The following is a 21,229-nucleotide window of genomic DNA, read 5'->3' on the forward strand; positions in this document are numbered from 1 at the left end:
GTGCAGGGGCGGTTCATCACATTTGAGGGCGGCGAGGGGGCCGGAAAATCGACCCAGATCCGTCGCCTGCACGATCGGCTGGCCGCGCTCGGGATCGATGTCGTCGTCACCCGCGAGCCGGGCGGCTCTCCCGGCGCGGAGTTCATCCGCGATCTCCTCTTGAGCGGCGGGGCGCGCGGCCTCGGCCCGCGCGGCGAGGCGATGCTGTTCGCCGCCGCCCGCGCCGACCACGTCGACGCCACCATCCGCCCGGCGCTCGAGGCCGGCAAATGGGTGCTGTGCGACCGCTTTGCCGATTCCACCCGCGTCTACCAGGGTGAGGCCGGCGTCGACGCCCACCTGCTCGGCCTGCTGGAGACCGCCGCCACCCTCGACCTGCGCCCGGACCTGACCGTCCTGATCGACGTGCCGGCGGACGTCGGGCTGAAGCGGGTCGCCGCGCGCAGCCGCAACGCGGGTGCAGACCGCGGTCCCGACCGCTTCGAGGACGAGGCTCTTGGCGTGCACGAACGCCGCCGTGCGCTGTTCCTGGAGCTTGCTCGCGACGAGCCGGAGCGAATCCGCATCGTCGACGGCTCGGGCGACGCCGCCGAGGTCGAGGCGGCCGTCTGGGCAGCGGTCAGCGAACGTTTCGGCCTCGAACGGTCGGCGCCGCGCCGAAAGCGCCGGGAGGCCGCCGATGGCGCGCGCGGCTGATCTCGACGCCGCGCCCGAGGTCGACGAGATCCCGGGCGTGCCGCTGCCGCGCGAGCGCACGGCCCTGATCGGCCACCGCGAGGCCGAACGGGAATTGCTCGAAGCCTATGGCTCGCGCCGCTTCCATCATGCCTGGATCCTCGGCGGGCCGAAGGGCATCGGCAAGGCGACGCTCGCCTTCCGCTTCGCGCGCTTCGCGCTCGCCCATCCCGACCGCTTCGCCGCCTTGATCGCGGCCGCGCGCGATCTTGCCGTCTCCGCCGACCATGTAGTCGCCCGCCAGGTCGCCGCCGGCACTCACCCGAACCTCCTGCACCTGCGCCGTCCCTGGGACGACAAGCGCAAGCGCTTCAGGACCGAACTTCCGGTCGAGGAAGTGCGCCGCACCGTCTCCTTCTTCGGCACCACCGCCTCCGGCAGCGGCTGGCGCATCTGCATCGTTGATTCCGCCGACGAAATGAACGTCAGCTCGGCCAACGCGCTGCTCAAGATCCTGGAGGAGCCGCCGGCCAACTCGCTGTTCCTGCTGCTGTCGCACACGCCGGGCCGGCTGCTGCCGACCATCCGCTCGCGCTGCCGGCGTTTGGACCTCGCGCCGCTGTCGGCCGAAGAGATCGCCGCCGGCCTGCCCGGCGTCCTCGACGAGGCGCCGGACGCCGCCACGCTCGCCGACGTCACGCGCTTTGCCGACGGCAGCCTGCGCGCCGCGCTGCTGCTGCTGTCGGGCGAGGGGCTCGCCGTCAACCGCGGCTTCCTCGCGCTGGCCGACCGGCTGCCGCGCATCGACGTCGCCGCCCTGCACGCCTTCGCGGATCTGGTGGCCGCCCGCGGCCAGACCGACAACTGGGAGGCGTTCCTGCATGTCGCGCGCGACTGGCTGCACCGGCGCCTGGTCGCGGATGCAGGCCAGTCCGCCTCCCGGCTTGTCAGGTGGACGGAGGTATGGGAAAAGATGGGCCGCGCCGCGGCCGATGCCGAGGCGCTCAATCTCGACAGAAAACAGGTTGTCCTCGACGTATTCCGGAACCTTTCGGAGGTCATGCGAATGCCGGCGTGAAGCCCTGTGGAAGGGCCGTGCCGCACCGCGAGCCCGGCCTCTTTTTGTCCGCCCGTCGTCCGCCCTCGACCGCCCTGCGCCTGAATGTTCCAGGACCGATATGACCGCCAGACCGAAGTACTACATCACCACCGCCATTTCCTACCCGAACGGCGCGCCGCACATCGGCCACGCCTACGAGGCGATCGCGACCGACGCCATGGCGCGGTTCCAGCGCCTCGACGGCAAGGACGTCTATTTCCTGACCGGCACCGACGAGCACGGCCAGAAGATGCTGCAGACGGCGAAGAAGGAAGGCATTTCCGTGCGCGAGCTCGCCGACCGCAATTCGGCCCGCTTCCGCGACATGGTCGCCGCCCTCGGCTGTACCAACGACGACTTCATCCGCACCAGCGAACCCCGCCACCACCGCTCCAGCCAGGAGATCTGGCGCCGGATGGCCGCGAACGGCGACATCTACAAGGACAGCTACTCGGGCTGGTACTCGGTGCGCGACGAGGCCTATTACCAGGAAGGCGAGACGGAGCTGCGCGCCGACGGCGTGCGCTACGGCCCGCAGGGCTCGCCGGTCGAATGGGTCGAGGAGGAGAGCTACTTCTTCCGCCTGTCCGCCTATCAGGACCGGCTGCTCGCCCATTACGAGGCCAATCCCGACTTCATCGGGCCGGCCGAGCGGCGCAACGAGATCGTCAGCTTCGTCAAGCGCGGCCTCAAGGACCTGTCCGTCTCGCGCACCACCTTCGACTGGGGCATCCCCGTGCCGGGGGACGAGGCGCATGTCATGTATGTCTGGGTCGACGCCCTGACCAACTACATCACCGGCGTCGGCTTTCCCGACGAGGACGATCCGCTGTGGTCCTACTGGCCGGCCGACGCCCACATCATCGGCAAGGACATCATCCGCTTCCACGCCGTCTACTGGCCGGCGTTCCTGATGTCGGCCGGAATTCCGCTGCCGAAGCGCGTCTTCGCCCACGGCTTCCTGTTCAACCGCGGCGAGAAGATGTCCAAGTCGGTCGGCAACGTCATCGACCCGTTCAACCTGATCGAGCACTACGGCCTCGACCAGACGCGCTACTTCTTCCTGCGCGAGGTGCCCTTCGGCCAGGACGGCAACTACAGCCACGAGGCGATCGTCGGGCGCATCAACGCCGATCTCGCCAACGACCTCGGCAATCTGGCGCAGCGCTCGCTGTCGATGATCGCCAAGAACTGCGACGGCGTGCTGCCGGCACCCGGCGCCCTCACGCCCGAGGACGAGGCGATCCTCGGCCAGGCCGACGTCATGCTAGACACCTGCCGCGCGGCCTTCGCCCGCCAGGAGATCCACCAGGCGCTCGCCTGCGTATGGGCCTGCGTGGCGGAAGCCAACCGCTATTTCGCTGCGCAGGAGCCGTGGGCGCTGCGCAAGAGCGATCCGGCCCGCATGGGCACCGTGCTCTACGTCACCGCCGAGGTGATCCGCCAGATCGCCATCCTGGCCCAGCCGGTGACGCCGAACGCGGCCGCCCTGCTGCTCGACAATCTCGGCGTGGCCGCGGACAATCGCGTCTTCGCCCGACTCGGGGCGGCAGGCCGCCTGGCCGCGGGCGTTGCCATCCCGAAGCCCGTCCCGGCGTTCCCGCGCTACGTCGAGCCGGAATCGGGCGACGCCTGACCGTCTGCACCTGACCGGCGACGCCCTTCAACCCGCCCGGCAACGGACCCGGACCACAGATGCTCGTAGACAGCCACTGCCATCTCGACTTCCCCGACTTCGACGGCGAGCGCGACGCGCTCGTCGCGCGTGCCCACGAAGCCGGCATCGGCGTCATGGTCACCATCTGCACACGGGTGCGGAAGTTCGACCAGGTGCTTGCCGTCGCCGAGGCCCACGACAGCGTCTATTGTTCGGTCGGTACCCATCCGCACAATGCCGACGAGGAGCTCGACGTCACGGTCGAGGACCTGGTGCGGCTGTCGGCCCATCCCAAGGTGGTCGCGATCGGCGAGGCGGGGCTCGACTATTTCTACGACAAGGCGCCGCGCGCCGCCCAGGCCCAGGGGTTTCGCACCCACATTGCGGCGGCCCGCGCGACCGGCCTGCCGCTGGTCATCCATGCCCGATCGGCCGACGAGGACATGGCGGCGATCCTGGAGGAGGAGATGGGGAAGGGGGCCTTTCCGGCCGTCCTGCACTGCTTCTCCTCGGGCCGCGATCTGGCGCTGAAGGGCGTCGAGCTCGGGCTCTACGTGTCCTTTTCCGGCATCCTGACCTTCCGCAACTCCGAGGACATCCGCGCCGTCGCGCGCGAGCTGCCAGCCGACCGCCTGCTGGTCGAGACCGACGCGCCCTATCTCGCGCCGCAGCCCAAACGCGGCAAGCGCAACGAGCCCGCCTATACCGCCTATACGGCGGCGGTGCTGGCCGAGACGCGCGGCGTGTCGGTCGAGGAAATCGCTGAGCAGACGACGGAGAACTTCTTCCGCCTGTTTTCCAAGGTGCCGAGGCCGGCGGCATGAGCGCACGGCTCGAGATCACCATCCTGGGCTGCGGCTCGTCGGGCGGGGTGCCGCGGCTCGGCAACGACTGGGGCGACTGCGACCCGGCCGAGCCGAGGAACCGGCGCCTGCGTTGCTCGATCCTGGTCCGACGCCTCGGAGCGGGGGGGGCGACGACGGTCCTCGTCGACACCGGCCCCGACATGCGCCAACAGCTCCTCGACGCCGACGTCGAGGATCTCGACGCGGTGCTCTACACCCATGCCCACGCCGATCACCTGCACGGCATCGACGACCTGCGCATGCTGGCCATCCGCCACCGCCGGCGGGTGCCGGTCTACATGGACGAGAAGACCTCCCGACGCGCCCATGCGGCCTTCGGCTACTGCTTCGCCACGCCGCCGGGCTCGTCCTATCCGCCGATCCTCGACGAGGTGCGGCTGACCGCCGGCGTGCCGGCGGTGATCGACGGGGCGGGGGGGGCGCTGTCCTTCCTGCCGATCGAGGTCAACCACGGCGAGATCGACGCCCTCGGCTTCCGCTTCGAGGACGTCGCCTACCTGCCCGACGTGTCCGAGATTCCGGAGGTCGCGGTGACTCAGTTCGCCGGGCTGAGGCTGTGGATCGTCGACGCGCTGCGGCACAAGCCGCATCCGAGCCATTTTTGCCTGACCGACGCGCTGACCTGGATCGCCGACCTTGCGCCCCGACGCGCGGTGCTGACCAACATGCACAACGACATGGACTATGCCGCGCTGGTGCGCGACCTGCCGGCCGGCGTCGAGCCGGCCCACGACGGCATGATCATCGAGCTGCCGCTCTAACCCTTGCCCTCTCGGCAAGGCTCGCCGCCATAGGCGGCAAGAAAGACCGCCACCGCCGCCTCGACGGTGCTGCGGATCTCGTCTTCGCTCGGCACGCTGCCGACGTTGAACAGCACGCGGCGCAGCGCGCGTGCGGTGCACAGGCCGAAGAAATGGCTGGCCGCCACCTCGGTGTCGCAGGGCTTCAGGTCGCCGCGCGCGATGCGCGCCTGCAGGAACGCCCCGAGGTTCTCGATGCCCCGCCGCGGCCCTTCCGCGTCGAGCAGGGCGCCGAATTCGGGGAACTGCTCGACGGCGCCGACCACCATGCGCAGCGTCGAGATGCGCTCCGGCATCGACATCTTCTCCAGATAGGCGGTGCCGATCCGCTTGAGGTCAGCGGCGATGTCGCCCGGGCAGCCGGCGAGTTCCAGGCAGGTCTCGGGCTGCTCCATCCGCTCTTCCAGGATGAGGGCCCTGAACAGCGCCTCCTTGCTGTCGAAATAGACGTAGAGCGTGCCCTTGGACACGCCCGCCTGCCGGGCGATGGTCTCCATGCTGGCGCCGTCGAAGCCGCGGGCGCGGAACACGGTGCGCGCGCCGTCCAGGATCTGCCGCCGCTTGGCGTTGTCGGTCTTCGCTTCGCTCTCCGCCGCCGCAGCGGGGAGGGAGTCCCGCGCCGCCCTGTCCGTCACCATGGTTCGTTCCGCCCCGTTGTTTTCCGGTTCCTATGTCGCACGCGCCGGCCTGTCAAATCCCGCCTGTCCGGCCGGTGTGTGGCCCTTGCGGGGAAAAATGACCCGGACCTCTTGCGCGCGGCAGGTCTTCCGCCTTATATCAGAAATGACCGAACCGTTCAGTCATTTTGATCCCACCACCGGCCGGCTCTTCGGACGAGTTGTCTCGTGCAGTCAGCAGAGATGACCCGAGGCCGTTCCCGGGCCAAGGCCGGACGGAGCGCGCGATCGCACACGCTTCCCGGAGACGGGAAGGGCGGGCGGCGGACTGCAGACCCATCTCCGGACACATCCCCCCCACCCGTGCCCGGAAAATCCACTGCGCTCCGCCGCCCGCCGCAAGGCGTCCGGAGGGCAGGGGCAGGTCTGCTCGGCTCAGTGCTGCCCTCGGTTCGGTGACCGGCGCGCTGCGGCTGGCAAATCGCCGCGAATTGGGAGGTCTCGCCGAATCCCGCTATCCTTGCGCCATGCGTACCAGCACCCCGAAGACCTGGAAACTGCCGACCGAGGAGCGTCTGGCGCGCTCGGCACTGGCCTATCTGGAGCGCTACGCGAGCTCGGCGGAAAACCTGCGCCGGGTGCTCGCGCGCAAGGTCACCCGCGCGGCACGCGCCCACGACCGCGATCCGGCGGAGTTCGCCGCCCTGATCGACGCCGTCGTCGCGCGCTGCCTGCGTGCGGGTCTCGTCGACGACACGGCCTTCGCCGAGACCCGGGTTGCGAGCCAACGCCGCCGTGGCCGTTCGACGCGCCAGATCGCCGCCGGGCTTGCCGCCAAGGGTGTCGACAAGTCCGTCATCGAGGCCGTGCTGGCGCGCGACGACACAGACGACGGCGATGCCGCCCGCCGGCTTGCGCGCCGCCGCCGGCTCGGTCCGTGGCGCACGCGCGGTGCGCGCGCCGACTTCCGCGACCGGGATCTGGCCGCGCTGTGCCGCGCCGGCTTCGGTTTCGACGTGGCGCGCCGGGTGATTGACGGCGACGCCGAGGACGACGGAGACGACGGGACCGCGACGGCGTGAGGCCGCCGATGTGCCACGCCAGCGGCTCCGGCATCGGATGGAATTCTCGTGGCAAACTCACGTCTGCGGTACGGCGCGGCGAGTCCGCCCGTCGGCCGGCGCTTCGGCGCGCACCAGCCGGAGGGCCCGCCGGTTTTTCAAGTGCCTCAATAAAGTTCCATAATATATCTTATCCGATTTTTATGAGCTACGATGCCGGTGCCCCTTTGTGGTTCGCCCCGCTTCGGGTTGCGCCCGCTCAGTCCCCGCGCTCAGTCCCCAGCGCTCAGTCGATATCCGGCTTGCCCGTGCGCAGCTTCTTGATGCCGCCGCGCTGCTTCTTCTCGCTCACTCGCCGCTTCTTCGACGCCAGCGTCGGCCGCGTCGGCCTGCGCGGCTTCTCGCGTACCGCCGCGCTCGCCAGCAGTTCGATGAGCCGCGCCAGCGCGTCCTCGCGGTTACGCTCGCGGCTGCGGAACCGGTCTGCCTGCAGGACGATCTCGCCACCCTGCGTCAGCCGGCTGCCGGCAAGCCTCGCCGCGCGCGCCTTGACGTCGTCGGGCAGCGTCGCGTTGCCGGCCAGGTCGAAGCGCAGCTGCACCGCCGTGGAGACCTTGTTCACGTTCTGTCCGCCCGGTCCCGACGCGCGCACGAAATCCTCGTGCAGGTCGTCCTCGGAAATGTACAGCCGGCCGGTCACCGCGATCCGCCGTGTCGGCGGCGTCGGCGGACGCGCTTTCTCCCCGGAGCCGCCGTCAGTCATGGCCACCCTCAATCATGGCCGGACGTCCGGATCAGTCCATGCAGAAGCAGGTCGACCAGCGAGCGTTCCGCCTCGGCGCGGAAATGCCGGTCCTTCAGCGTCTTGCCGGTCAGGGCCCGGATCTGCGCCTCGAAATCGGCATAGTGCTGGGTCGTCGCCCAGATGGTGAAGATCAGGTGCACCGGCTCCACCGGACGGATCGCCCCGGCCGCGATCCAGCCGCGGATGACCTGGCTCTTCTCGTCGACCAGGTCCTTTAAGCTGCCTTCCAGGACGGTCATGATGCGCGGCGCTCCCTGCATCACTTCGTTTGCAAAAAGCCTCGATGCCTCAGGCTGTTCTGCCGATATCTTTATCTTTTGCCTGATGTAGGCGGCGAGTTCCTGCGCCGGATCGCCGGCCGGGTCGAGCGTGCGCAGCGGCGCCAGCCAGATGTCCAGGATATGCGCCAGCACCGCCTCGTACATGGCCTCCTTGGAAGCGTAATAGTAGAGCAGGTTGGATTTCGACATCCCCGCCCCGGCCGCGATCCGGTCGATCGTCGCGCCGCCGAATCCGAGCCGCGAGAATTCGGCCAGCGCCGCCTCGAGGATCTTGGCCCGGTTGCGCTCCTGGATGCGCGAGGGGCGTGGCGGCCGGGTGATGCGCTCGGGCGCGGCGGTCAAGAGCCTGCACTCCCGGCAACGGCCACCGGCCCGGCCTCGCCTGCCGTGCGGGCCGGGCGGATCCCGACGCCGGTCAGGATGATGCGCACCACGGTGTCCTTCATCGCGTCAAACTGCGCGTCGCTCAGCGGCCGGCCGCCGTTCAGCGTGTCGATCTGGTGGTTGAAATCCGCGTAGTGCTGGGTCGTCGCCCAGATCATGTAGAGCAGCGTGCGCGCGTCGACCGGCGCCATCTTGCCCTCTGCAATCCAGCGGTCGATGACGGCGATACGCGTCGCCGTCCACTCGCGCAGCGTCGTCTCCAGATAGTCCTGGATCACCGGCGCCCGGTGCAGGATCTCGTTCGCCCACACCTTGGAGCCCATCGGGTGCTGGCGCGAGATATCCATCTTGGTCGTGATGTAGCGTGTCAGCGCCTCTTGCGGGTCGGCGCATTCGTCGAAGGAATTGGCCGCGTCCAGCCAGATGGTGAAGATGTTCTCCACGACCTGGCGATACAGCGTCTCCTTGGTCGGAAAATAGTAGTGCAGGTTGGCCTTGGGGATGCCGGCCCGTTCCGCGATCATGCCGGTCGTCGCGCCGCGGAAGCCGTGCTCGGCGAATACGGTCTCCGCCGCCTCCAGGATGAGGCGTTCGTTTTCGGCGCGCGTCGCGCTCTTGGAGGACGGCCTGCGGTCCATGGGTTCGTGATCACAAAATCATCTTGCCGATCAAATTATCATCTTGACCGTTTGGTCAAGTGTTCATACGCTCGATTTGACCGTTTGGTCAGATTTCGTCCCCCTTCCCCATGCCTAGCAACGGCGGGCACCGGGCGCAAGGACGGGATCGGCTGGCGCAAGACAAAACGCGGACTCTCCAACGAAGAGAGTCGCATTCCAGAGAACAACAGGCGCGGCGTGCATGCGGGCGACAGGTCCGCGCGAGTCCGGCCAAGTGGGAACCGCACGAATGATCATCCGCAACACGGACACGGACAAGCCGCGTCGGCGCTGCTAGGCTGCGCCCGACCGCGTCCGCATCGCCGTACGCGTGCCGTTCGATCTGCCAGCACCGAGGCGCCGCCAGGGATCGCCCGGGAAGGAGGAAACATGTCTGACAAGGCCGCTGCTGCCGCCATACCCAACAATCTGGAAGCCTTCTGGATGCCGTTCACCGCGAACCGGCAGTTCAAGAAGGCGCCGCGCATGTTCGTCGGCGCAAAGGACATGCACTACACCACCGCCGAGGGCCGCCAGGTGCTCGACGGCACCGCCGGCCTGTGGTGCTGCAACGCCGGCCATGGCCGGCCGCGGATCGTCGAGGCGGTGCAGAAGCAGATCGCGGAGCTCGACTACGCGCCCGCCTTCCAGATGGGCCACCCCAAGGCCTTCGAACTGGCCGCACGGCTTGCGGCCATGCTGCCCTCGCCGCTCGACCATGTGTTCTTCACCAACTCCGGCTCGGAAAGCGTCGACACGGCGCTGAAGATCGCACTCGCCTACCAGCGCGCCATCGGCCAGGGCACCCGCACGCGCCTGATCGGCCGCGAGCGCGGCTACCACGGCGTCGGCTTCGGCGGCATCTCGGTCGGCGGCATCGTCGCCAACCGGCGCACCTTCGGCACCATGCTGACCGGCGTCGACCACATCCGCCACACGCACGACCCGGCGCGCAACGCCTTCACCCGCGGCGAGCCGGAGCACGGCGCGGAGTTCGCCGACGACCTGATCAAGGTCATCCAGCTCCACGATCCCTCGACCATCGCCGCTGTCATCGTCGAACCGGTCGCCGGCTCCACCGGCGTGCTGATCCCGCCGAAGGGCTATCTCAAGCGCCTGCGCGAGATCTGCGACCAGCACGGCATCCTGCTGATTTTCGACGAGGTCATCACCGGCTTCGGCCGCCTCGGCACGCCGTTTGCTGCCGACTATTTCGGCGTCACGCCGGACCTCGTCACCACCGCCAAGGGCATCACCTCCGGCGTCGTGCCGATGGGCGCGGTGTTCTGCACCAAGGCCATCTACGACGCCTTCATGACCGGCCCGGACCACATGATCGAGCTGTTCCACGGCTACACCTATTCCGCCCATCCGCTCGCCTGCGCCGCGGCGCTGGCCACCCTCGACACCTACGAGGAGGAAGGCCTGCTCACCCGGGCGGCCGACCTGTCCCGCTACTGGGAAGACGGCCTGCACGCGCTGAAGGACTGCCCGCACGTCATCGATATCCGCAATCTCGGCCTGATCGGCGCGGTGGAACTGGAGCCCATCGCCGGCGAGCCGACCAAGCGCGCCTTCTCGGCCTTCCTGAAGGCCTATGACGACGGCCTGCTGATCCGCACCACCGGCGACATCATCGCCCTGTCGCCGCCGCTGATCATCTCGAAGGCGCAGATCGACGAGTTGTTCGGCACGCTGCGCGCCGTCCTGCACGCCATCGACTGAGGCAAGCGGTGGACGACAGGACGCAACCGTCCTTCCGGACAGATGCAGCCAGGCCGCATCTGTCCGTAACGATCTGACCGACGAGGGGAACTGAAGAATGGCAGCACCCGGCGAGAACCTCAGGATCAACGGCGACCGGCTGTGGGACAGCCTGATGGAGATGGCGAAGGTGGGCCCAGGCGTCGCCGGCGGCAACAACCGCCAGACGCTCACCGACGAGGATGCCGAGGGCCGGCGGCTGTTCCAGTCCTGGTGCGAGGCGGCCGGCATGACCATGGCCGTCGACACCATGGGCAACATGTTCATGACCCGGCCGGGCACCGATCCGGACGCCCTGCCCGTTTATATGGGCTCGCACCTCGACACCCAGCCCACGGGCGGCAAGTACGACGGCGTGCTCGGCGTGCTCGGTGGGCTCGAGGTAGTCCGCTCGATGAACGACCTCGGTATCAAGACGAGGCATCCGATCGTCATCGCCAACTGGACCAATGAGGAAGGCACCCGCTTCGCGCCGGCCATGCTCGCTTCCGGCGTCTTCGCCGGCATCCACACCCAGGACTGGGCCTATGACCGCGCCGACGCCAAGGGGCTGAAATTCGGCGACGAGCTTAAGCGGATCGGCTGGGTCGGCGACGAGGCAGTCGGTGCGCGCGCGGACAAGATCCACGCCATGTTCGAGCTGCATATCGAGCAGGGTCCGATCCTGGAAGCCGAAGGCAAGGACATCGGCGTCGTCACCCACGGCCAGGGCCTGTCCTGGACTCAGGTCACTGTCACCGGCAAGGATGCCCACACCGGCTCGACGCCGATGCCGATGCGCCGGAACGCCGGGCTCGGCATGGCGCGCATCCTCGAGCTCGTCGACGAGATCGCCTGGTCGCACAAGCCGCATGCGGTGGGGGCGGCCGGCCACATCGACGTCTATCCGAACTCGCGCAACGTGATCCCGGGCAAGGTGGTGTTCACCGTCGACTTCCGCTCCCCGGACATCGCCGTCATCCGCGACATGGAACAGCGGCTCGCCATCGGCGCGAAGACGATCTGCGACGACATGGGGCTCGGCCTGGAACTGGAGAAGGTCGGCGGCTTCGATCCGGTCAAATTCGACGAGGGCTGCGTCACCGCGATCCGCAACGCCGCCGAACGCCTCGGTTACTCGCACCGCGACATCATCTCCGGTGCCGGCCACGATGCCTGCTGGATCAACAAGGTCGCCCCCACCGCGATGATCATGTGCCCCTGCGTCGATGGCCTCTCCCACAACGAGGCGGAAGAAATCACCCGCGACTGGGCCAAGGCCGGCGCCGACGTGCTCCTGCACGCGGTGTTGGAAACGGCGGAGATCGTGGAGTGAAGCTATGAAGCTGAAAGATTACGTAAAACAAACACTATTGGATATCTGCGCCGGCGTTTCCGAAGCAAAAGAGGCTTCTGAAGTTTGGATAGCGCCCGGATATGTGGATGGGAAGAGAGTTGCATCGGCTCAATTAGTGACCTTTGAGATAAATACAAAAATTAATAAAGAAGGAGGCGCCGGAATTGAGGTTTGGTCGACAGCCGATTTAAAAGCTTCGGGAGCATCCGAGCACACCAATAAGATCAGTTTCTCGGTCCCAATCTTCTTCGAGGCTCCCAAAAAGAAGGGAGAGTAATTGCCTCCCCGATCCCGGATCTGCGCTGCGCTTGTCCGGGATGACAAAGGAAAGGTTATCCGCTTGGAAAAGATCTTTAGCCTCTCGGTTGTCATTCCGGGCGAGTGAAACGAGACCCGGGATCGGAGAGCCGAGTGCCTCGGGAAAGGAATAAAAAACAGTGCCTGCGTGGGTCTACATCATGGCCTCAAAACCATTTCAAACGCTCTACGTGGGAGTAACCAGCGATCTGCCCAGAAGGATATACGAACATCGGGAAGGGCTAGTCGAGGGCTTCACCGAGAAATACAGCGTCAAATCGTTGGTCTGGTACGAGGAATATCCGGGTGTGCGGGATGCGATCGAAAAGGAAAAACAAATCAAACGCTGGCGCAGGCAATGGAAGTTCGAGCTGATCGAAAAGGCCAATCCGGAGTGGCGAGACTTGTATCAGGATCTGAATCGATGAAGGCAACGGTCTCGACCCGCCGATCCCGGCTCTCCGGCTTCGCCTGCGGCCGGGATGACCATGGAGAGGTTCGAACAGATGGACAGGTTTCGCGGTTCGGCAGATCGAAAAGCCTCCCCTTCGTCATCCCGGACGCGCGTAGCGAGATCCGGGATCGGAGCGCCGGGGCGCATCCGGTCGGTTCCAGACGGTCCGAACACGGGACGGCAAGGGGAACTGTGGTGACCGGCTCGAACGCATCCTTCAGGACGCCTGAGCGACACTTCGGCATCCGCTGCGCACATCTTCGCAAGAGACAAGCAGGACTCCGGCGCTGCTCCGGACACGACTAGGACTGTTTCGAGCGGTCCTGAAGCCAGAAAACGCAACAAGGGGAACAGTGATGGCAACGAAGGTGATCAAGGGCGGAACGATCGTCACCGCCGACCTGACCTACAAGGCGGATGTGAAGATCGAAGGCGGCCGGATCGTCGAGATCGGCCCGAACCTGTCCGGCGACGAGACGCTCGACGCGACCGGCTGCTATGTCATGCCGGGCGGCATCGATCCGCACACACACCTGGAAATGCCCTTCATGGGCACCTATTCCTCCGATGATTTCGATTCAGGCACCCGCGCGGCCCTTGCCGGCGGCACCACCATGGTGGTGGATTTCGCCCTGCCCGCCCCAGGCCAGTCGCTGCTCGAGGCGCTGCAGATGTGGGACAACAAGTCGACCCGCGCCCATTGCGACTATTCCTTTCACATGGCAATCACCTGGTGGGGCGAGCAGGTCTTCAACGAGATGGAGACCGTCGTCCGCGACAAGGGCATCAACACCTTCAAGCATTTCATGGCCTACAAGGGCGCGCTGATGGTCAACGACGACGAGATGTTCGCCTCGTTCCAGCGCTGCGCGGAACTCGGCGCCCTGCCCCTCGTCCATGCCGAAAACGGCGACGTCGTCGCCTCGCTGCAGGCAAAGCTTCTGGCCGAAGGCAACACCGGGCCCGAGGCCCACGCCTATTCGCGTCCGCCGGAAGTCGAGGGCGAAGCCACCAACCGCGCCATCATGATCGCCGACATGGCCGGCGTGCCGGTCTATATCGTCCATACCTCGTCGGAACAGGCACATGAGGCGATCCGCCGGGCACGCCAGAACGGCATCCGCGCCTATGGCGAGCCGCTGATCCAGCACCTGACGCTCGACGACAGCGAATACCGGCATGCCGATTGGGATCACGCGGCACGGCGCGTCATGTCGCCGCCGTTCCGCGACAAGAAGCACCAGGACAGCCTGTGGGCGGGTTTGGCGAGCGGCTCGCTGCAGGTGGTCGCCACCGACCACTGCGCCTTCACCACCGAGCAGAAGCGTTATGGCGTCGGCGATTTCACCAAGATCCCGAACGGCACCGGCGGCCTTGAGGATCGCATGCCGATGCTGTGGACCTATGGCGTCAACACCGGTCGCCTGACTCCGAACGAATTCGTCGCGGTCACCTCGACCAACATCGCCAAGATCATGAACATGTACCCGAAGAAGGGCGCGATCCTGGTCGGCGCCGACGCCGACATCGTCGTGTGGGATCCGGAACGGACCAAGACCATCTCGGCCGCCAGCCAGCAGTCGGCGATCGACTACAACGTGTTCGAGGGCAAGGTGGTCAAGGGCCTGCCACGCTACACGCTGACCCGCGGTCGCGTCGCCGTCGAGGAAGGCACGGTGACGCCGCAGGAAGGTCACGGCCAGTTCGTCAGGCGCGAGCCGTTCCAGGCCGTCAACACAGCGCTGTCGACCTGGAAGGAACTGACCGCGCCCCGCAAGATCGAGCGAACCGGCATTCCGGCGAGCGGAGTGTGAGGCATGCCGGGCGGCCTCGCTGACATACTTGAAGGTTATCTGAACCAGATCATGCGAGAACTTGGGGCGACATGGTGAATACATCGGCACTCGAAAGCATCGCGGCCCCCTCCTCAGAAGGGACGCGGGGCAGCCCCGTCATCGACATTCAGAATCTGTCGCTCACCTTCCAGACCGGCGACGGTCCGGTGCATGCGCTGTCGGACATCGGCCTGACGATTGACGAAGGCGACTTCGTCTCGCTCATCGGCCCGTCCGGCTGCGGCAAGACCACGCTGCTGCGCGTCATCGCCGACCTGGAACAGCCGACCGCAGGCTCGATCACCGTCAACGGCGTCTCGCCCGAGCAGGCGCGTCTCGCCCGCGCCTACGGCTACGTGTTCCAGGCCGCCGCGCTCTATCCCTGGCGCACCATCGCCGCCAACGTCGCCCTGCCGCTGGAGATCATGGGACTCCCCAGAGCCGAGCAGGAGGCGCGCATCCGCAAGAACCTCGACCTAGTCAACCTGAGCGGATTTGAGAAAAAATTCCCATGGCAGCTGTCCGGCGGCATGCAGCAGCGCGCCTCGATCGCGCGCGCGCTGGCCGTCGAACCGCGCCTGCTCCTGATGGACGAGCCGTTCGGCGCACTCGACGAGATCGTCCGCGACCATCTCAACGAACAGCTGCTGCAGCTGTGGGCCAAGACGCGGAAGACCGTGGTCTTCGTCACCCACTCGATTCCGGAGGCGGTGTTCCTGTCGACCAGGATCGTCGTGCTGTGCCCGCGCCCCGGCCGCATCTACGACGTCATCGAAAGCGACCTGCCGCGCGAGCGCAGCCTCGACATCCGCGAGACGCCGGAGTTCCTGAAGATCGCCCATCGCGTCCGCGAGGGCCTGAGGGCGGGGCACAGCTACGATGACTGACGCCGCCCTGGCCTCGCCTGCCCGGTCGCCCTTCGCAGCGCTGATGGCCGGCACCGCCGGCCCCGTGCTGGTCGTCGTGCTCGCGATTCTGGCACTCTGGTATGTCACCGCCGTCGCCCTCAACGCGCCGTTCCAGCGCGACACCTATGCCCGCGCCGGTCAGGACGGCATCCCGTTCAGCCGGCTGGTCTCCGACACCCTGGCGCAGGAGCGGCCCGTGCTGCCGGCGCCGCATCAGGTCATCGTCGAGATCTGGGATACGACGGTCAACAAGGCGGTCACCTCGAGGCGCAGCCTCGTCTACCACGCCGGCATCACCCTGTCCTCGACCCTGCTCGGGTTCGTCATCGGCACGGCGCTCGGCATCCTGCTCGCCGTCGGCATCGTCCACAGCCGGGTGCTCGACAAGAGCCTGATGCCCTGGGTCATCTCTTCCCAGACGATCCCCATCCTCGCCATCGCGCCGATGATCATCGTAGTCCTCAACGCGATCGGTATCTCCGGCCTGCTGCCCAAGGCGATGATCTCCACCTATCTTTCGTTCTTCCCTGTCACCGTCGGCATGGTCAAGGGTCTGCGCTCGCCGGAACTCATCCACCTCGACCTGATGCGCACATACAGCGCCTCGCGCGGCCAGACCTTCTGGAAGCTGCGCTTCCCCTACGCGGTGCCCTATCTGTTCACGTCCATGAAGGTCGGCATCGCGGCGAGCCTCGTCGGCGCCATCGTCGGGGAGCTGCCGACCGGCGCCGTCGCCGGCCTCGGCGCGCGCCTGCTCGCCGGCTCCTACTACGGCCAGACGGTGCAGATCTGGTCGGCGCTGATCACCGCCGCCGTGCTCGCCGGACTGCTGGTCACGCTGGTCGGCGTTGTCGAGCGGGCGACCCTGCGCCGCATGGGGATGAGCCAATGACCGCATCCTCGCTCCGCTTCGGCATGTCCGGCATTCTTGCCGCCGGCATTCTGGTCTTCTGCGTGCTGGCCCTGACCGGCAGCGCCTTCGGCGGCACCTTCACCGTCGTGTCGATGGTGCGGCTGGCGATCGCCACCTCGCTGCTCGCCGTGGCCGCGGTGCTCGTGCTGCTCGGCTTTCTGCGCGGCCCCTTCGGCGATCTTGTCGTGGGGGCCACCGCCGCCTTCGCCGCCGCAGCCCTGCTCGCCACCTCGGCCCGCCACCCGGGCGCTGCCGAGGCCGGCTTCTGGGCGCTCACCGTCGCCGCCTGGCTCGCCGCATGGCTCTTTGTCGAACGGCTCGCCGCCTGGCGCCCGTCCGCCCCGGTGGCGCGCCGTGCGGTCTCCCTCGCCATTCCGCTGCTGTTCGGCGTCTGGGTGCTCGTGCTGTGGGAATTGGCCGTCGTCGGCTTCGGCATCCCCAAGGTGCTGCTGCCGGCACCGAGCGCGATCTGGGATCGGCTCATCTCCTCCGGGCCGGTGCTGTGGGCCGATTTCCGCCAGACCTTCCTCAAGGCCGTGCTCGTCGGCTACGCGATCGGTTGCGGAGCCGGCTTCCTGGTCGCCGTTCTGGTCGATCGCGTGCCGTTCCTGCGTCGCGGCCTGCTGCCGATCGGCAACCTCGTCTCCGCCCTGCCGATCATCGGTGTGGCGCCGATCATGGTCATGTGGTTCGGCTTCGACTGGCCGTCCAAGGCCGCCGTGGTCATCATCATGACCTTCTTCCCGATGCTGGTGAACACCGTCACCGGCTTGGCGAGCGCCGACCGCATGCAGCGCGACCTGATGCACACCTATGCCGCCAGCTACGGGCAGACGCTCGTCAAGCTGCGCCTGCCGATGGCACTGCCGTTCATCTTCAACGCGCTCAAGATCAACTCCACGCTCGCCCTCATCGGCGCCATCGTGGCGGAGTTTTTCGGCACGCCGATCGTCGGCATGGGCTTCCGCATCTCCACCGAGGTCGGCCGCATGAACGTCGACATGGTCTGGGCGGAGATTGCCGTCGCCGCCCTCGCCGGCTCGCTGTTCTACGGTCTGATCACCCTGGCCGAGCGCGTATTCACCTTCTGGCATCCCTCGGTGCGCGGGTGACAGGCAACTTCTGTTGTCATCCCGGAAAAGCCGCAAGGCTTTGTCCGGGATCCAGTACACACTGCATATCCTTTGTGGCATAGACGGTGCGTTCGTGATTACTGGTTCCCAGCCTCCGCTGGGATGACAAGCCCCACAGGAAAAAAGCATGAAGCCCGGCCGCGACATCCAGCGCCTGATCGACATCATGGCTGCGCTGCGCACGCCCGGGACCGGCTGTCCCTGGGATCTGGAGCAGGATTTCTCGACCATCGCGCCCTACACGGTCGAGGAGGCCTACGAGGTTGCCGACGCGATCCGGCGTGGCGATCTGGACGACCTGCGCGAGGAACTCGGCGACCTTCTCCTGCAGGTTGTCTACCATACCCGCATGGCCGAGGAGGCGGACAAGTTCGCCTTCGCCGATGTCGTCGAGGCCGTGACGACCAAGATGATCCGCCGCCACCCCCATGTCTTCGGCGACGAAGACGCCCGTTCGGCCGGCATGGCCAAGGGCATGTGGGACAGGATCAAGGCCGAGGAGAAGGCCGAGCGCAAGGCGCGCCGCGCCGCCCTCGGACTTCCCGATCCCGAACCCGGTCATCTCGACGCCGTTCCTGCCGTCTTCCCCGCCCTGGTCGAGGCGGAGAAGCTCCAGCGCCTGGCCGCTCGTGTCGGTTTCGACTGGGGCGACGCTCGCCCCGTCATGGCCAAGATCCGCGAGGAACTGGACGAACTGGAGGTCGAGATCCTAGCCGATGGCGATACCACCCCGGCCATGGAGGACGAACTCGGCGACGTTCTGTTCGCCGTCGCCAACCTCGCCCGCCACCTCGGCATCGATCCGGAAGCCGCCCTGCGGCGCACCAACGGCAAGTTCCGCAGCCGCTTTGCCGCCATCGAGGCGGCTGCCCGCGACCGCGGCACGACGCTCGAGGCCATGACTCTCGACGAGATGGAAGCGGCCTGGCAGGCGGCGAAGGGAAAGTGAGCGGCAACCGGCACGCCAGCGTCCGGACGGACACTGGCGTCCGGCCTACCCGTCGATGAAGGCCTTGTACCTCTCCCGGAACGGGCCCTTCTGCTTGTCCGAGACGCGCACCCTCAGGATGATCCCCGTCTCGCCATCTTCGCGGGCGAGCACCTCGCCGATCTGATAAAGGCCGGCGAGAAGTTCGCCCTCCTCGACCGGCAGGGCCAACTCGAAGGTGTCGTCGCCCTGCGCCATGAAGGCTTCGATGCGGGCGAGAAGGGCGCCGATCCCCTCCCCCGTCAGAGCCGACAGCGCCACCGGTCCGCTGTCCGTCTGGCCGGCCAGCAGGCGTGCGCGTCGCTCGGCGTCCAGGCAGTCGATCTTGTTCCACACCTCGACGATCGGCGCGCCGGTCGTCGGGCCGACGCCGAGGTCCTCCAGCGTCCTGGCGACATCGGCCGCCTGGGCATCGGTGTCGGGATGGGCGATGTCGCGTACATGCAGGATGAGATCGGCCTCCAGCACCTCCTCCAGAGTTGCCCGGAAGGCCGCGACCAGATGCGTCGGCAACTCGGAAATGAAGCCCACAGTGTCGGACAGGATCACCTCGCGCCCGTGCGGCAGCTTGATGCGCCGCAACGTCGGGTCGAGGGTGGCGAACAGCAGGTCCTTGGCGAGCACCTGGGCCTCGGTCAGGCGGTTGAACAGCGTCGACTTGCCGGCGTTGGTATAGCCGACCAGCGCCACAACCGGCTGGGGGATCTTCTTGCGCTTCTTGCGGTGTAGGTCGCGCGTGCGCCGGACCTGGTCCAGCTCCTTTTCCAGGCGCATGATCTTGTCTTGGATCTGGCGCCGGTCGGCCTCGATCTGGGTCTCGCCGGGGCCGCCCATGAAGCCGACGCCGCCGCGCTGGCGTTCAAGGTGGGTCCAGGAGCGCACCAGTCGGCTCTTCTGCCAGGTCAGATGCGCGAGGTCGACCTGCAGCCGGCCCTCCTTGGTGCGGGCGCGGGCGCCGAAGATCTCCAGGATCAGGCCGGTACGGTCGATCACCTTGGTCTTCAACGCGCGTTCCAGATTGCGCTGCTGGATCGGCGTCAGCGCATGGTCGACGACCACGACGTCGACCTCCTCAGCCTCGACCTGGGCGGCGAGATCCTCGACCTTGCCGGTCCCCAGCAGGGTCGCCGGGCGCGGCGCGCTGATCTTGACGATCAACGCGGCGACAATCGTCAGGTCGATCGCCGCGCACAGGCCGATCGCTTCTTCCAGCCGCGCCTCAGGGCTGCGGCCGACGAGGATCTCCGGCTCGTGGGTCCGCGCCGGTCGGTCCGGCAGCACGGGCTCGACGACCAGGGCGCGGGCACCCCCTCCCTCGTCGCCGGTCGGCGCGCCGTCGTCAGGCGCGCTGGAGGGGTCGCCCTTGCGAGAGCCTTGTGCCAATCACTGACCCGCTTTTTCCGGCGCGTCCTCGCCCGGTTCGAACAGCTGCACTGGAGCGTTCGGCATGATGGTCGAGATCGCATGCTTGTAGACCAGCTGCGAATGACCGTCGCGACGCAGCAGGACGCAGAAATTGTCGAACCATGTGACGACACCCTGCAGCTTGACGCCGTTGATCAGGAAGATGGTCAGCGGTGTTTTCTGCTTTCGGACGTGATTGAGAAAGGTATCTTGAAGGTTCTGCGCACGCTCAGCCATGAGTCTTTTTATCCCGTTTCACCCACACGCGGCCGGGGCATGTGGCGATTCCGCTTATCGTGGTCGACTCGCGAGGCCCTAAACACAAACGCCGCCGCCTCTGCCGGCATTACCGGAGTCGCCAATTCAATAATATACCTAAATTCGCCGGAACACCCCCCGACATTTCAGGGGTGCGCCTAGATATCCTCCAAATGACTAGCAGTATGGAACGCCCGACGCAATTGCCCCGCGACAGATCCCGGGTGACCGTTGCCGACCGGCGTGTCGTCGATGCGGACCACCGGCATGACCAGGGTCGAGGCTGCGGTGACGAAGGCTTCGCGCGCGGTCTTGGCCTCTTCCAGCGAGAACGGCCGCTCCTCGAAGGCCAGGCCCTCGCGGACGACGAGGTCGAGCACCACGCTGCGCGTCACCCCGCGCAGGATACCCGTTTCCGCCGGGCGGGTAACCAGAACGCCGTCCCTGGTGACGATCCAGGCGTTGGTCGAGCCGCCCTCGGTCACGAACCCGTTGTCGTCGACATACCACGCTTCCTTGGCGCCATTCTCCCGCGCGTATTGCTTGGCCAGCACGTTGGGCAGCAGGGCGACCGTCTTGATGTCGACCCGCGGCCAGCGGTTCTCCGTGTAGCTGACAACGGCGATGCCGGCTTCGGCCTGGGCGTCGCCGGCTGCCGGATTGGTCGACTTGGCGGTCACGACTACGGTCGGCGGCACGTCGGCAGCGGGGAAGACATGGTCGCGTCTTGCCACGCCGCGGGTCACCTGAAGATAGACGAGACCGTTGCGCACCAGGTTGCGCCGCGCCACCTGCTTGAGCACGAACAGCAGCGCGGCCCGCGCCATGGGTTGGCGAATACGCAATTCGCGCAGGGAGCGGTCGAGCCGGTCGAGGTGGCGCGGTGCGTCGACGATCTTGCCGCCCCAGATCTCGCACACTTCATAGACGCCGTCGGCGAACTGGTAGCCCCGATCCTCGATATGGACCGCGGCCTGCGCATGGGGAACATAGCGACCGTTGACATAGGCGATGCGGCTCATGCGGACTCCGTCT

22 protein-coding genes are annotated in these 21,229 nt (G+C 67.0%); 15 read left to right on the plus strand and 7 right to left on the minus strand.

Annotation, left to right across the window (positions count from 1 at the left end; translation table 11 throughout):
* The 5 genes from tmk (at position 1) to SL003B_RS11550 (ending at position 5,058) form a co-directional block, all read left to right on the plus strand.
* Complete coding sequence (tmk, locus tag SL003B_RS11530) at positions 1 to 696, plus strand: dTMP kinase (protein WP_013653020.1); 696 nt, start codon at positions 1 to 3, stop codon at positions 694 to 696.
* A complete protein-coding gene (locus SL003B_RS11535) occupies positions 680 to 1,753 on the plus strand; it encodes a DNA polymerase III subunit delta' (protein WP_013653021.1) in 1,074 nt (357 codons plus the stop codon). The genes tmk and SL003B_RS11535 overlap by 17 nt, the downstream gene beginning before the upstream one ends.
* Positions 1,754 to 1,853: 100 nt before the next feature.
* The gene (gene metG, locus SL003B_RS11540) at positions 1,854 to 3,410 is read left to right on the plus strand and encodes a methionine--tRNA ligase (protein WP_013653022.1); all 1,557 of its coding nucleotides are present in this window, start codon (positions 1,854 to 1,856) and stop codon (positions 3,408 to 3,410) included.
* Between the two features lie 59 nt (positions 3,411 to 3,469).
* Positions 3,470 to 4,255: a TatD family hydrolase gene (locus SL003B_RS11545; RefSeq protein WP_013653023.1), complete on the plus strand. Its 786-nt coding sequence runs from the start codon at positions 3,470 to 3,472 to the stop codon at positions 4,253 to 4,255.
* Positions 4,252 to 5,058: an MBL fold metallo-hydrolase gene (locus tag SL003B_RS11550; RefSeq protein ID WP_013653024.1), complete on the plus strand. Its 807-nt coding sequence runs from the start codon at positions 4,252 to 4,254 to the stop codon at positions 5,056 to 5,058. The genes SL003B_RS11545 and SL003B_RS11550 overlap by 4 nt, the downstream gene beginning before the upstream one ends.
* Here SL003B_RS11550 and SL003B_RS11555 read toward each other — a convergent pair.
* Positions 5,055 to 5,735, minus strand: coding sequence for a TetR/AcrR family transcriptional regulator (locus SL003B_RS11555; protein WP_013653025.1), 681 nt, complete (start codon positions 5,733 to 5,735; stop codon positions 5,055 to 5,057). The genes SL003B_RS11550 and SL003B_RS11555 overlap by 4 nt on opposite strands.
* Positions 5,736 to 6,241: 506 nt before the next feature.
* On the opposite strand from SL003B_RS11555, the gene SL003B_RS11560 reads away from it, so the two are divergent.
* Complete coding sequence (locus SL003B_RS11560; RefSeq protein ID WP_049792576.1) at positions 6,242 to 6,796, plus strand: regulatory protein RecX; 555 nt, start codon at positions 6,242 to 6,244, stop codon at positions 6,794 to 6,796.
* A gap of 265 nt (positions 6,797 to 7,061) precedes the next feature.
* Here SL003B_RS11560 and arfB read toward each other — a convergent pair whose 3' ends face one another.
* From arfB to SL003B_RS11575, 3 genes are read right to left on the minus strand one after another with little or no spacing between them, the layout of a single operon-like run.
* The gene (gene arfB, locus SL003B_RS11565) at positions 7,062 to 7,538 is read right to left on the minus strand and encodes an alternative ribosome rescue aminoacyl-tRNA hydrolase ArfB (RefSeq protein WP_013653027.1); all 477 of its coding nucleotides are present in this window, start codon (positions 7,536 to 7,538) and stop codon (positions 7,062 to 7,064) included.
* An 8-nt stretch (positions 7,539 to 7,546) separates the two neighbouring features.
* On the minus strand, positions 7,547 to 8,203 hold the full coding sequence (locus SL003B_RS11570; RefSeq protein ID WP_013653028.1) for a TetR family transcriptional regulator C-terminal domain-containing protein: 657 nt from the start codon (positions 8,201 to 8,203) through the stop codon (positions 7,547 to 7,549).
* On the minus strand, positions 8,200 to 8,883 hold the full coding sequence (locus tag SL003B_RS11575) for a TetR/AcrR family transcriptional regulator (protein WP_013653029.1): 684 nt from the start codon (positions 8,881 to 8,883) through the stop codon (positions 8,200 to 8,202). Before SL003B_RS11575 ends, SL003B_RS11570 begins: the two co-directional genes overlap by 4 nt.
* A 411-nt stretch (positions 8,884 to 9,294) precedes the next feature.
* Between SL003B_RS11575 and aptA the strand changes: the two genes are divergently transcribed.
* From aptA to mazG, 9 genes are all read left to right on the plus strand, one after another.
* The gene (aptA, locus tag SL003B_RS11580) at positions 9,295 to 10,629 is read left to right on the plus strand and encodes an omega-aminotransferase AptA (RefSeq protein ID WP_013653030.1); all 1,335 of its coding nucleotides are present in this window, start codon (positions 9,295 to 9,297) and stop codon (positions 10,627 to 10,629) included.
* Positions 10,630 to 10,726: 97 nt separating this feature from the next.
* On the plus strand, positions 10,727 to 11,983 hold the full coding sequence (locus SL003B_RS11585; protein ID WP_013653031.1) for a Zn-dependent hydrolase: 1,257 nt from the start codon (positions 10,727 to 10,729) through the stop codon (positions 11,981 to 11,983).
* Between the two features lie 4 nt (positions 11,984 to 11,987).
* Complete coding sequence (locus tag SL003B_RS23365) at positions 11,988 to 12,281, plus strand: hypothetical protein (protein WP_148259293.1); 294 nt, start codon at positions 11,988 to 11,990, stop codon at positions 12,279 to 12,281.
* 160 nt (positions 12,282 to 12,441) lie between these two features.
* A complete protein-coding gene (locus SL003B_RS11590; RefSeq protein ID WP_085997577.1) occupies positions 12,442 to 12,729 on the plus strand; it encodes a GIY-YIG nuclease family protein in 288 nt (95 codons plus the stop codon).
* Between the two features lie 382 nt (positions 12,730 to 13,111).
* Positions 13,112 to 14,569, plus strand: a complete 1,458-nt coding sequence (gene hydA, locus SL003B_RS11595; RefSeq protein WP_013653033.1) for a dihydropyrimidinase — start codon at positions 13,112 to 13,114, stop codon at positions 14,567 to 14,569.
* A 71-nt stretch (positions 14,570 to 14,640) separates the two neighbouring features.
* A complete protein-coding gene (locus SL003B_RS11600; RefSeq protein WP_013653034.1) occupies positions 14,641 to 15,477 on the plus strand; it encodes an ABC transporter ATP-binding protein in 837 nt (278 codons plus the stop codon).
* Between the two features lie 43 nt (positions 15,478 to 15,520).
* Positions 15,521 to 16,390, plus strand: a complete 870-nt coding sequence (locus SL003B_RS11605; RefSeq protein ID WP_049792665.1) for an ABC transporter permease — start codon at positions 15,521 to 15,523, stop codon at positions 16,388 to 16,390.
* 239 nt (positions 16,391 to 16,629) lie between these two features.
* Complete coding sequence (locus tag SL003B_RS11610) at positions 16,630 to 17,523, plus strand: ABC transporter permease (protein WP_242390397.1); 894 nt, start codon at positions 16,630 to 16,632, stop codon at positions 17,521 to 17,523.
* A 148-nt stretch (positions 17,524 to 17,671) separates the two neighbouring features.
* Positions 17,672 to 18,493, plus strand: coding sequence for a nucleoside triphosphate pyrophosphohydrolase (mazG, locus tag SL003B_RS11615; protein WP_013653037.1), 822 nt, complete (start codon positions 17,672 to 17,674; stop codon positions 18,491 to 18,493).
* Between the two features lie 45 nt (positions 18,494 to 18,538).
* On the opposite strand, the gene hflX is transcribed toward mazG, so the two are convergent.
* From hflX to SL003B_RS11630, 3 genes are all read right to left on the minus strand, one after another.
* Positions 18,539 to 19,915, minus strand: coding sequence for a GTPase HflX (hflX, locus tag SL003B_RS11620; protein WP_013653038.1), 1,377 nt, complete (start codon positions 19,913 to 19,915; stop codon positions 18,539 to 18,541).
* Positions 19,916 to 20,173 carry an RNA chaperone Hfq gene (gene hfq / locus SL003B_RS11625; protein ID WP_013653039.1) on the minus strand — a complete coding sequence of 86 codons (258 nt, stop codon included), beginning with the start codon at positions 20,171 to 20,173 and terminating at the stop codon, positions 19,916 to 19,918.
* 179 nt (positions 20,174 to 20,352) lie between these two features.
* Positions 20,353 to 21,216 carry a D-amino-acid transaminase gene (locus SL003B_RS11630; protein ID WP_013653040.1) on the minus strand — a complete coding sequence of 288 codons (864 nt, stop codon included), beginning with the start codon at positions 21,214 to 21,216 and terminating at the stop codon, positions 20,353 to 20,355.
* Positions 21,217 to 21,229: the final 13 nt, after the last annotated feature.

Origin of the sequence: Polymorphum gilvum SL003B-26A1, from assembly GCF_000192745.1 — a bacterium.
Taxonomy (GTDB): Bacteria; Pseudomonadota; Alphaproteobacteria; order Rhizobiales; family Stappiaceae; genus Polymorphum; species Polymorphum gilvum.

Bases quoted from the DNA above. Each gene is read 5' to 3' on its own strand.
- SL003B_RS11535 (WP_013653021.1), top strand. From the start codon at position 680: ATGGCGCGCGCGGCTGATCTCGACGCCGCGCCCGAGGTCGACGAGATC.
- metG (WP_013653022.1), top strand. From the start codon at position 1,854: ATGACCGCCAGACCGAAGTACTACATCACCACCGCCATTTCCTACCCG.
- SL003B_RS11545 (WP_013653023.1), top strand. From the start codon at position 3,470: ATGCTCGTAGACAGCCACTGCCATCTCGACTTCCCCGACTTCGACGGC.
- SL003B_RS11550 (WP_013653024.1), top strand. From the start codon at position 4,252: ATGAGCGCACGGCTCGAGATCACCATCCTGGGCTGCGGCTCGTCGGGC.
- SL003B_RS11555 (WP_013653025.1), bottom strand. From the start codon at position 5,735: ATGGTGACGGACAGGGCGGCGCGGGACTCCCTCCCCGCTGCGGCGGCG.
- SL003B_RS11560 (WP_049792576.1), top strand. From the start codon at position 6,242: ATGCGTACCAGCACCCCGAAGACCTGGAAACTGCCGACCGAGGAGCGT.
- arfB (WP_013653027.1), bottom strand. From the start codon at position 7,538: ATGACTGACGGCGGCTCCGGGGAGAAAGCGCGTCCGCCGACGCCGCCG.
- SL003B_RS11575 (WP_013653029.1), bottom strand. From the start codon at position 8,883: ATGGACCGCAGGCCGTCCTCCAAGAGCGCGACGCGCGCCGAAAACGAA.
- aptA (WP_013653030.1), top strand. From the start codon at position 9,295: ATGTCTGACAAGGCCGCTGCTGCCGCCATACCCAACAATCTGGAAGCC.
- SL003B_RS11585 (WP_013653031.1), top strand. From the start codon at position 10,727: ATGGCAGCACCCGGCGAGAACCTCAGGATCAACGGCGACCGGCTGTGG.
- SL003B_RS23365 (WP_148259293.1), top strand. From the start codon at position 11,988: ATGAAGCTGAAAGATTACGTAAAACAAACACTATTGGATATCTGCGCC.
- hydA (WP_013653033.1), top strand. From the start codon at position 13,112: ATGGCAACGAAGGTGATCAAGGGCGGAACGATCGTCACCGCCGACCTG.
- SL003B_RS11600 (WP_013653034.1), top strand. From the start codon at position 14,641: ATGGTGAATACATCGGCACTCGAAAGCATCGCGGCCCCCTCCTCAGAA.
- SL003B_RS11605 (WP_049792665.1), top strand. From the start codon at position 15,521: ATGGCCGGCACCGCCGGCCCCGTGCTGGTCGTCGTGCTCGCGATTCTG.
- mazG (WP_013653037.1), top strand. From the start codon at position 17,672: ATGAAGCCCGGCCGCGACATCCAGCGCCTGATCGACATCATGGCTGCG.
- hfq (WP_013653039.1), bottom strand. From the start codon at position 20,173: ATGGCTGAGCGTGCGCAGAACCTTCAAGATACCTTTCTCAATCACGTC.
- SL003B_RS11630 (WP_013653040.1), bottom strand. From the start codon at position 21,216: ATGAGCCGCATCGCCTATGTCAACGGTCGCTATGTTCCCCATGCGCAG.